10 protein-coding genes and 1 tRNA gene are annotated in these 9,054 nt (G+C 65.3%); 6 read left to right on the forward strand and 5 right to left on the reverse strand.

Annotated elements, in window-relative coordinates; translation table 11 throughout:
- Nucleotides 1–728 precede the first annotated feature (728 nt).
- Nucleotides 729–804, reverse strand: a tRNA-Lys gene (locus B4F19_RS01275).
- Between the two features lie 109 nt (nt 805–913).
- Here B4F19_RS01275 and B4F19_RS01280 point away from each other — a divergent pair.
- Together B4F19_RS01280 and B4F19_RS01285 are read left to right on the forward strand one after the other, a co-directional pair.
- Entirely contained in the window at nt 914–1,165 is a 252-nt protein-coding gene (locus B4F19_RS01280) for an antitoxin (protein ID WP_228176812.1), read from the forward strand.
- Nucleotides 1,162–1,590 carry a TA system VapC family ribonuclease toxin gene (locus B4F19_RS01285; protein WP_228176813.1) on the forward strand — a complete coding sequence of 143 codons (429 nt, stop codon included), beginning with the start codon at nt 1,162–1,164 and terminating at the stop codon, nt 1,588–1,590. The genes B4F19_RS01280 and B4F19_RS01285 overlap by 4 nt, the downstream gene beginning before the upstream one ends.
- A 102-nt stretch (nt 1,591–1,692) precedes the next feature.
- On the opposite strand, the gene B4F19_RS01290 is transcribed toward B4F19_RS01285, so the two are convergent.
- Nucleotides 1,693–2,361 (reverse strand): fasciclin domain-containing protein, encoded by a 669-nt coding sequence (locus B4F19_RS01290; RefSeq protein WP_292732389.1) that lies wholly within the window; start codon nt 2,359–2,361, stop codon nt 1,693–1,695.
- 122 nt (nt 2,362–2,483) lie between these two features.
- On the opposite strand from B4F19_RS01290, the gene sigK reads away from it, so the two are divergent.
- From sigK to B4F19_RS01310, 4 genes are all read left to right on the forward strand, one after another.
- The gene (gene sigK / locus B4F19_RS01295; protein WP_292730371.1) at nt 2,484–3,074 is read left to right on the forward strand and encodes an ECF RNA polymerase sigma factor SigK; all 591 of its coding nucleotides are present in this window, start codon (nt 2,484–2,486) and stop codon (nt 3,072–3,074) included.
- Nucleotides 3,071–3,826, forward strand: a complete 756-nt coding sequence (locus B4F19_RS01300) for an anti-sigma factor (protein WP_228176815.1) — start codon at nt 3,071–3,073, stop codon at nt 3,824–3,826. The genes sigK and B4F19_RS01300 overlap by 4 nt, the downstream gene beginning before the upstream one ends.
- 30 nt (nt 3,827–3,856) lie before the next feature.
- Nucleotides 3,857–4,495 carry a DNA-directed RNA polymerase subunit beta gene (locus tag B4F19_RS01305; RefSeq protein ID WP_228176816.1) on the forward strand — a complete coding sequence of 213 codons (639 nt, stop codon included), beginning with the start codon at nt 3,857–3,859 and terminating at the stop codon, nt 4,493–4,495.
- A gap of 516 nt (nt 4,496–5,011) precedes the next feature.
- Nucleotides 5,012–5,896, forward strand: a complete 885-nt coding sequence (locus B4F19_RS01310; RefSeq protein WP_292732391.1) for an aminodeoxychorismate lyase — start codon at nt 5,012–5,014, stop codon at nt 5,894–5,896.
- An 83-nt stretch (nt 5,897–5,979) separates the two neighbouring features.
- On the opposite strand, the gene pstB is transcribed toward B4F19_RS01310, so the two are convergent.
- The 3 genes from pstB to pstC are packed head-to-tail and all read right to left on the reverse strand — an operon-like array spanning nt 5,980 to nt 8,829.
- Complete coding sequence (gene pstB, locus B4F19_RS01315) at nt 5,980–6,759, reverse strand: phosphate ABC transporter ATP-binding protein PstB (RefSeq protein WP_228176818.1); 780 nt, start codon at nt 6,757–6,759, stop codon at nt 5,980–5,982.
- A 16-nt stretch (nt 6,760–6,775) separates the two neighbouring features.
- Nucleotides 6,776–7,867: a phosphate ABC transporter permease PstA gene (pstA, locus tag B4F19_RS01320; protein WP_228176819.1), complete on the reverse strand. Its 1,092-nt coding sequence runs from the start codon at nt 7,865–7,867 to the stop codon at nt 6,776–6,778.
- Nucleotides 7,867–8,829, reverse strand: a complete 963-nt coding sequence (gene pstC, locus B4F19_RS01325; RefSeq protein WP_292732394.1) for a phosphate ABC transporter permease subunit PstC — start codon at nt 8,827–8,829, stop codon at nt 7,867–7,869. The genes pstA and pstC overlap by 1 nt, the downstream gene beginning before the upstream one ends.
- Nucleotides 8,830–9,054: the final 225 nt, after the last annotated feature.

Below are 9,054 nucleotides of genomic sequence, written 5' to 3' on the forward strand. Positions count from 1 at the left end.
CGCGGCGGGGCGCGAACATCGAATGATCTACACCGAAGCGAACAACGGCAATGGTCAGTGCTATGGCTACTACCTGTGTAGGGGGCGCCAAGAGACGACATGCGACCTTCCTCATTTGCCAGTGGGGGACGTAGAGCGTGCTGTTGCGCGCGCAGTGAAGGCGCTCGCACTTGACCCTGAGTTTGTCGTCGAGATGAAGCGGCACGTGCACGAAGCTCTGATCGTGCAGCAGCAGGGGGAGCGCGACGCCCGCACCCGGCTTGCAGCGCAGCTGAAGAAGCTCGAGGTGCAGGAGTCGAATCTGCTCGACATCGCTGCCGATGGGGAGCTCGCTGCGGATGCTGTCAAGGCTCGTCTACGAGCCCTTGCGGTGCAACGACGAGCATTGGTGGACAAGCTCGCAAGATCAGACGAACTGATCCAGCGGCACGCGGACATGGTTCTGACCTACCTTGACCTCCTCGCGCGTCCCTACAGCTTCTATGTCTCGGCATCCGAATCGATCAAGCGACGGATTCTCGAAGCGTTCTTCTCCTGCCTGTGGATCGAGGACGAATCGCATCGAGTGAGCGCTCGCGGACAAGTCCATGAGCCCATTGCCCTTATCCAGGCAGCTGCAGCTGAGTGGGCAGTAACCAAAGCAAAGAGCGCCAGCGAAACCGCTGACGCTCTGGACTCCACCCCGAGCAACCTCTATCTCAAGGCAATTTGTTCGAGTAAGGCGGGTGTGGTGGGCCCGGAGGGGCTCGAACCCTCGACCCGCGGATTAAAAGTCCGATGCTCTACCGACTGAGCTACAGGCCCCAGGGCTACCAGCCTACTTCGTGCGCGGTATCCGCTTTGCGACCCTGCAGTAAAGCGTCTCATGCGCGCTGCATCAAAGCATCATCGCAAGTGATGATATGATGCACGGATGCGGACCACGATCACGCTGACCTCAGCTGCCGAGGAAGCCGTGCGCAAGGTCATGCGTGAGCGTGGCCTCTCTTTCAAGGACGCGGTGAACTCGGCGATCCTCGCTGGTCTGGACCCCGATCCCGTGGACAGCTACGAGACGCCGGTGCACAGGCTCGGCAAGGCAAGCGTCCCGTTGGATCGTGCTCTCGCTATCGCGGCTGAACTGGAAGACGAGGCAATCACTCAGAAGCAAGAGCTGGCGAAGTGAAACTCGTTGACGCAAACGTCCTGCTCTACGCCGTAGACGCGGATGCGCGTCATCACGCACGGGCCAAGACGTGGCTCGATAGCGCACTGAGTTCGAGGGAAACCGTCGCGATTCCGTGGGTCTGCGCATTGGCCTTTGTTCGTCTGGCGACGAGTCGTCGGATCTACGCGAATCCCTTACCGGTCGATGACGCCTTCGACATCCTCAACGGATGGATGAATCGACCTAGCGTCATCAGCCCCGAGCCCGGCGCCGGACACTCCGATCGGATGCGCATGCTTCTCGCCGACGTCGGCACCGGTGGGAATCTGGTCATGGATGCTCACCTTGCTGCCCTCGCCATCGAGAATCGCGCACAGATCGTGACCTTCGACGGTGACTTCGGGAGGTTTCCGGGAGTCGTCTGGGGGCGGCCCGGGGATTGAAGCCCGGGGCCGCTTCCGACCACACAGAAACGACGAGGCCGCCGCATCCGAAGATGACGACGGCCTCGCGTCCCTCCACCCTGGGGGATCGTCAACGGGCGCTCACATGGGAGGCATGAGCACCGTGTCGACGAGGTACACGACAGCGTTGGCGGTCTGAACGCCACCGCAGATGACCATGGAGTCGTTGACCATGAGCTCGTCGCCCGAACCGGTCACCTCCACGTCAGCACCCTGCACCGTGGTGTGGGTGCCGGGAAGGTCCTCAGGCAGGATCTGACCGGGAACGACGTGGTACGTCAGGATCGACGTCAGCAGATCCGAGTCAGTCGACAGCGTGTCGATCGTGGCCTGGTCGATCTTCGCGAACGCGTCATCGACCGGAGCGAAGACGGTGAACTCGCCACCGTTGAGGGTGTCGACGAGGTTCACGTCGGGGTTCAGTCCGCCGCTCACGGCTGCGGTGAGCGTCGTCAGCAGCGGGTTGTTGGATGCCGCGGTAGCAACGGGGTCCATGGCCATGCCATCGACGGAGCCGGCGCCAGAAGGCACGGCCTCGGCGTACTCCATGCAGCCCGGGCCCACGAGGTAGGCGGCGGCATCCATTTCCTCCATGTCGTCCATGGGAGTGGTCTGTTCGGTCATCGGCGTCTCGGCCATCTCGTCGTCCATGTCCCCCGTGCTGGCGGTGGAGCAGGCAGAAAGGGCAAGTGCGGCGACGAACGCCAGCGAGGCGCCAGCTGCGACGCGCGACTTCTTGGTGATCAACATTGTTCCTCCGGTGTTGTCGGAGCCTCGTCAGGGCTCGTGGTCGTCCGCTCGTGGCGGCCTACACAGGGGTCTTCGGAAGCGAGTCGACATCGGATGGGAAATTCATGCGGCATGCTGGACGCATGGTGATCGACGGCATGGACGTGCCAGACGACGGGGCGGGCGCCGTCGATCACGTCGCGGAACTTCTCGAACGAGTCGCGCGCGGCGACCACGAGGCTTTCGCGAGCCTCTACGACATGCTGTCGTCGCGGGTCTTCGGACTCATCCTGCGCGTGGTGGTGGACCGGTCGCAGAGCGAAGAGGTTCTGCAGGAGGTGTTCCTGGAGGTGTGGCAATCCGCCGCGCGCTTCGCTCCGAACAAAGGCCAGGGCAGATCCTGGGTGCTGACGATCGCACACCGCCGAGCCGTCGACCGCGTGCGGGCTTCGCAGGCGAGCGTCGATCGCGACATCCGGGTCGGGTTCCGTGACATCGACGTCGCTCACGATGGCGTCGCCGAGCAGGCGGAACTGCGGATCGAGAGCCGACGAGTAACAGAGGCGCTCACCGCCCTTCCCGAATCACAGCGCGAGGCCCTCACCCTCGCGTATTTCGGGGGTTACAGTCAGAGCGAGATTGCGGCGCTGGTGGGGGCGCCGCTGGGAACAGTGAAGACCCGGATGCGCGACGGCTTGTCGCGCCTGAGAGCAGAAATGGGGGTGGCCTCATGAACGAGCAGGAGTTCGCCGAGCTGTCGGCGGCGTCCGCCCTCGGCGCTCTCGACGCTGAGCAGCAGCAGGCCTTCGACCTCGCTCTCACGATGCATCCGGAATGGCGCGGCATCGCTGAACGCGACCTCGAGACCGCGGCTGCGCTCGCCGACTACGCACCCGAGGTCGACCCGCCCGCAGAGCTTCGCCACCACATCCTCACCCGAATCGCGCTGGCGCCGCAGACGGATGCCGTCCCGATCGGTGCGACACCGGCGCCGAGTACTGGCGCCATCCAGACCCAGTCCCGCACGCGCTGGATGCGCAGCATGTTCGCCCTCGCGGCATCCTTCGTTCTTCTTGTCGCGCTGGGCTTCACCGCCGTCAGCATCAATGACTGGGTCAACCGCCCGCCCGAGGTCGTGGCCCTGCAAGAGGTTCAGTCGGCACCGGATGCGCAGTCCGCGACGGCTCAGATCGAAGGCGGCGGCGAGTCCACTGTTTACTGGGCCGACTCCGTCGGAAAGGCCGTCATCGTCTCGGACGGACTTCCGCAGATCGCTGACGATCAGAGCTATGAACTGTGGTTCGTGAGAGGCGATGAGTCTCCGATCCCGGCCGGCGCGTTCGCAGCGAGCGGGCAGCGAACCGAGACGTGGATCCTCGATGGCGAGATGGAGCCGGGTGACACGATCGCCATCACGATCGAGCCTGCCGGTGGTTCCCCGACGGGCGAGCCCACGTCCGACGCGGTGGTCGCGATCGCGACCTGAGCGGCTCTCGTCGCGACTACCCTGGAGCGGGTGAGTGACGACCCCCGGCCCTACCACAAGCCCGTCCGCAGACCTGCCGAGCTGTTCGACCGGCTGTTTGCTGCCGAGGACCCCGCCGAGGTCTCCCGTGTCGCGCACTCGACGGCGCAGGCGCTGTTGTCACGCGTTCGGGCCAACCCCGACGAGGCCGTCGTTGACAGGCTTATCGCCTTCACCGCCGAGCACGGGATCGACGACATCGCGGAGCTATGGTCGCGCTCACCGGCCAAGACTCTGCCTGGGGCGCTCTGGCGGCTCTACCTCGTGCAGCTGATGATCCATGACGACCCGAGCACAGCGGCTTTGACGTACGAGCGGGGGCGCGCAGCTCTCGACACGGCGGATGCCCTGATCGCCGGGGCGCCCGTTCCGGCAAGCCCCGACGAGCTCGTCACTCTCGTCGACACGATCCTGCGAGGGCTCTTCCGCGGTGACTTTGCGGTAGCTCTCGATCGCGCCGCCGCGTTCTGCCGTGTGCAGGCGGCTGGTGCCACATACCTGGCTGATGACTACGACGCAACCGAGTCAGACCGCAGCGCCGCCTTCACGACCCGCGCGCTGCGCTTGAGTGACTACGCATCCGACCTGAGCGCCTGCGCGGCCCTCTGGCGCCGCGAATCCCTCACCTGATCAAGGGCCGCAGCGCCCGACCTCGCTCCCCGCCTCGGTATCCTGCCCCGGCATCGTGGCGCGAACCCACATCATCGGTCGCGAGCCCGCAGGTTTCGGGCGTCGGATGCTGTGGGCTGGCGCGGAAAGGTGTGGGTTCAGCGCCTCCGTCCCGGTCAGCTGGCCGCAGCCGGTCAGCCCCTGACCTCGGCATCCTGCCCTGGCATCGTGGCGCGAACCCACACCATTGGTCGCGAACCCAGAGGTTTCGGGCGCTGAATGCTGTGGGTTCGCGCGTGAGCGTGTGGGTTCGACACTCGGAGCGTGCGGGTTCAGCGACCTGGGGGTGGGCGCGGGAGGACGGAGTCGCGGCGGACCTGCAGGCCACCCAGACACGAAAGTGCCGGGCCGCAGAACGCCTCTCGGCGCGAGGCCGCTCGTAGCGGCAGAAGATGGAGCCCGGGGTTACTGCGGCCCGGCTATGACAGTCTAACCGCGTCACCGGACTGGGTATTCCCGACGCGTAGGCTTCATCGCATGGCCACGACTTTCGCCCTCATGATCCAGCCTGCTGAGGCGGATGCCGGCCGCACCGACTTCGCTGATACGTTCGCCTCGGTGGATCCCGAAGCCCCCGCGCTGAGCGTCGGCGAGCTGAGCACGCAGCGCGGCGACGGCATCTTCGAGTCGATCGGCGTCGTCGACGGTCACCCTCAAGAAGTCGACGCCCACCTCGACCGGCTCGCCCACTCCGCGCGGATTTGCGATCTTCCGGCGCCGAACCTGGCGCAGTGGCGTGCTGCGATTGCCGCGGTGGCCGCGCACGCCCCGGCGGGAGAGTCGGTCATCAAGCTCATCCTCAGCCGCGGTATCGAGCACGGGCCGACCCCAACCGCGTGGGTCACGCTCGCACCCGCGGCTGACTTCACCGCGGTGCGCACGAACGGCATCCGTGTTGTGACGCTCGACCGCGGCTACGACTCCACGGTCCCGGCGCGCGCGCCCTGGTTGCTTCTGGGGGCCAAGACGCTGTCGTACGCCGTCAATATGGCGGCGCTTCGTGAGGCTCGCCGTCGCGGGGCGGATGACGCGATCTTCGTCACCACCGACGGCTTCGTGCTCGAGGCTCCCACGGCGTCCCTGGTGCTGCGCCGCGGGGACCGGTTCATCACTCCGGCGCCGACCGGCGGCATCCTGCACGGCACGACGCAACTGAGCATGTTCGCCTACCTCGAGGAGCGCGGCTACGAGAGCGGGTACGAGCAGATCACGACCACGTCGCTCGCGACCATCGACGCAGCGTGGCTCGTGTCGAGCGTTCGTCTAGCAGCGCCCATCACCTCGATCGACGGGTCGTCGATCCCGACGGATGCCGCTTTCACGGCCGACCTGAACGCCTATCTGCTCAGCGCCCGCGACTGACGCTCAGCGGCGCGAATCGTTGTGACCGAAACCGAAGAGGGGGCGTAGCCGACAGGCCACACCCCCCCATCCGTTCCCGGTGCTTACCCGAAGCGGCCCGAGACGTAGTCCTCGGTGTCCTTGACCTTCGGGCGGGTGAAGATGGTGGTGGTCTCGTCGTACTCGATGAGCTTGCCCGGCTTGCCGGTGCCGGCGATGTTGAAGAACGCGGTCTTGTCGGACACGCGCGAGGCCTGCTGCATGTTGTGGGTCACGATGACGATCGTGTACTCGCTCTTGAGCTCCTCGATGAGGTCTTCGATCGCGAGGGTGGAGATCGGGTCCAGGGCCGAGCAGGGCTCGTCCATCAGCAGCACGTCCGGTTCGACAGCGATGGCGCGAGCGATGCACAGGCGCTGCTGCTGACCACCCGACAGACCCGATCCGGGGCGGTCGAGGCGGTCCTTGACCTCGTTCCACAGGTTCGCGCCCTGCAGCGACTTCTCGACGAGCGCATCCTGGTCGCCCTTGGACATGCGCTGGTTGTTGAGCTTCACGCCGGCGAGCACGTTCTCGCGGATCGACATCGTCGGGAAGGGGTTGGGGCGCTGGAAGACCATGCCGACCTGGCGACGCACGAGCACGGGGTCGACGCCTGCGCCGTACAGGTTGTCGCCGTCGATCAGCACCTCACCCTCGACACGGGCGCCCGGGATCACTTCATGCATCCGGTTGAGGGTGCGAAGGAAGGTGGACTTGCCGCAGCCCGAGGGGCCGATGAAGGCGGTTACCGAGCGGGGCTCGATCGTGAGCGAGACGCCCTCGACGGCGAGGAAGTTGCCGTAGTAGACGTTGAGGTCGTTGACATCGATGCGCTTGGACACGGATATTCCTTCGGGTTCAGCGACCGGTCTTGGGCGCGAAGAACTTCGCGACAAAGCGGGCGGCGAGGTTGAGCACCATGACGATCAGGATCAGGGTCAGGGCCCCGGCCCACGCGCGCGAAATCGCGGCGTCGGGGTTGGTGCCCTGGTTGGCGTACTGGTTGTAGACGAACACGGGGAGGGTCATCATGTTTCCATCCCAGATGTTCCAGTTCATGCTCTGCGTGTAGCCGGCGGTGAGCAGCAGCGGAGCGGTCTCTCCGATGACGCGGGCGATCGCCAGCATGACACCGGTGGTGATACCGGCGATGGATGTCGGCAGCACGACCTTGACGATCGTGAGCCACTTGGGAACACCGAGCGCGAAAGACGCCTCGCGCAGTTCGTTGGGAACCAGGCGCAGCATCTCTTCGGAGGATCGGACGACGACCGGGATCATGAGCACGCTCAGCGCGATGGCGCCTTCGAAACCTGACGAGTATCCGGCTCCGAAGAAGATGACAAACACGGCGTAGGCGAAAAGACCCGCGACGATCGAGGGGATGCCGGTCATCACGTCGACGAAGAACGTGATCGCTCGAGCGAGCTTGCCGCTGTTGCCGTACTCGACGAGGTAGATCGATGTCATGAGGCCGATCGGCACCGAGATGATCGTCGCGGTGAGCGTGATCATCAGAGTTCCGGCGATGGCATGCAAGGCGCCGCCGCCGTCGCCGATGACGTTGCGCATCGACTGCGTGAAGAAGTCGAGGTCGAACCGGGCAAGACCGTTGACCAGAACCGTGAACAGCAGGGAGATCAGCGGCAGGAGAGCGACGGTGAACGCTGCCGAGACCACCGCGGTGATGAATCGGTCAGTCGCGTTGCGGCGCCCCTCGACGATCGAGGCGACGACGAAGATCAGGATGGCGTACAACACCGCGCCGAGGAAGACAGCGGCGACGATGTTGTAGTTGGCGACGGGCTGGTCGATGTTCAGGAGGAAGAACACTAGGCCCATGACCAGGAGGGAGCCTGCGAGCAGGAGCCAGCTCGTTCCCCGGGGGAGCCGCCCGTTCGAGAAGTTGTTGACGCCAGAACGCGTCGCGGTGGCGGTAGCGGTGGACATCAGTTGGCTCCCGAGAACTCAGCGCGGCGGTTGACGATCCAGCGAGCGATCGCGTTGACGGCGAAGGTGACGACGAACAGAACGAGGCCGGTGGCGATCAGCAGGCTCACGCCGGTGCCATATGCCTCGGGGAACTGCAGGGCGATGTTCGCAGGAATGGTGGTCGGGTTGGTTGCGGTGAGCAACTCGAAGGTCACGACTCTCGATACCGAGAGCACCATCGTGACGGCCATCGTCTCGCCGAGTGCTCGACCGAGTGCGAGCATCGCCGCCGATACCATGCCACCGCGGGCGAAGGGCAGCACTGCCATCTTGATCATTTCCCAGCGGGTGGCGCCCAGGGCGAGAGCCGCCTCTTCATGAAGCACTGGCGTTTGCAGGAAGACTTCGCGGCAGATCGCGGTCATGATCGGCAGCACCATGATCGCGAGCACGAGGGCGGCTGTGAGGATCGTGCGGCCGGTGGCTGACACCTGGCCGCTGAACAGCGGAATCCATCCGAGGTAAGTGTTCAGCCACACATAGAAGGGCTGCACGAACCCGGCGAGCACCAGGCCGCCCCAGAGGCCGAAGACCACCGAGGGCACGGCGGCGAGGAGATCGATGATGTACCCAAGGACGGCTGCCGCCCGGCGCGGTGCGTAGTGCGAGATGAACAGCGCGATCCCGATCGCGAGCGGCGCCGCCATGACGAGGGCCAGGATCGAGGACCAGATCGTGCCGAAGACGAGCGGCCACGTGTACTCGAGAAAGGTCTGACCCTTCAGAAGCGGGTTCTCGTCCGACGGGGTCGTGAAGGCCGGGATGCTCTCGATGACCAAAAAGACTGTGACAGCGGCCAGGACCGCCAGGATGATGATCCCTGCCCCGAGCGCCGTTCCCGAGAAGACGAGGTCCCCCGGGCGTTTCTTGGCGTGGATCTTCGCCGGGGCTTCGGGTCCCGCGTCCGTGGTCGTCGCCATCCGTGTGTCCTTCGTGTCGAGTCCGGGTCAGGCTCAGCGAGAGCTCCGGCCGAGCCGGCTCTCTCGCTCAGCCCGCCCCGTTCAGTACATCGTGAATGTACCGAACGGGGCGGCCGAGAGGGAGTAGATCAGCCGATGAGGGCGATCGCGGCGTTGACCTGCTCGCGCAGCGAGTCCGAGATGGGAGCCGAGCCAGCGTTGTCAGCGGCGGCGTCCTGGCCTTCG

The sequence above is a fragment of the Microbacterium sp. UBA1097 genome (genome assembly GCF_002313585.1).
GTDB lineage: Bacteria > Actinomycetota > Actinomycetes > Actinomycetales > Microbacteriaceae > Microbacterium.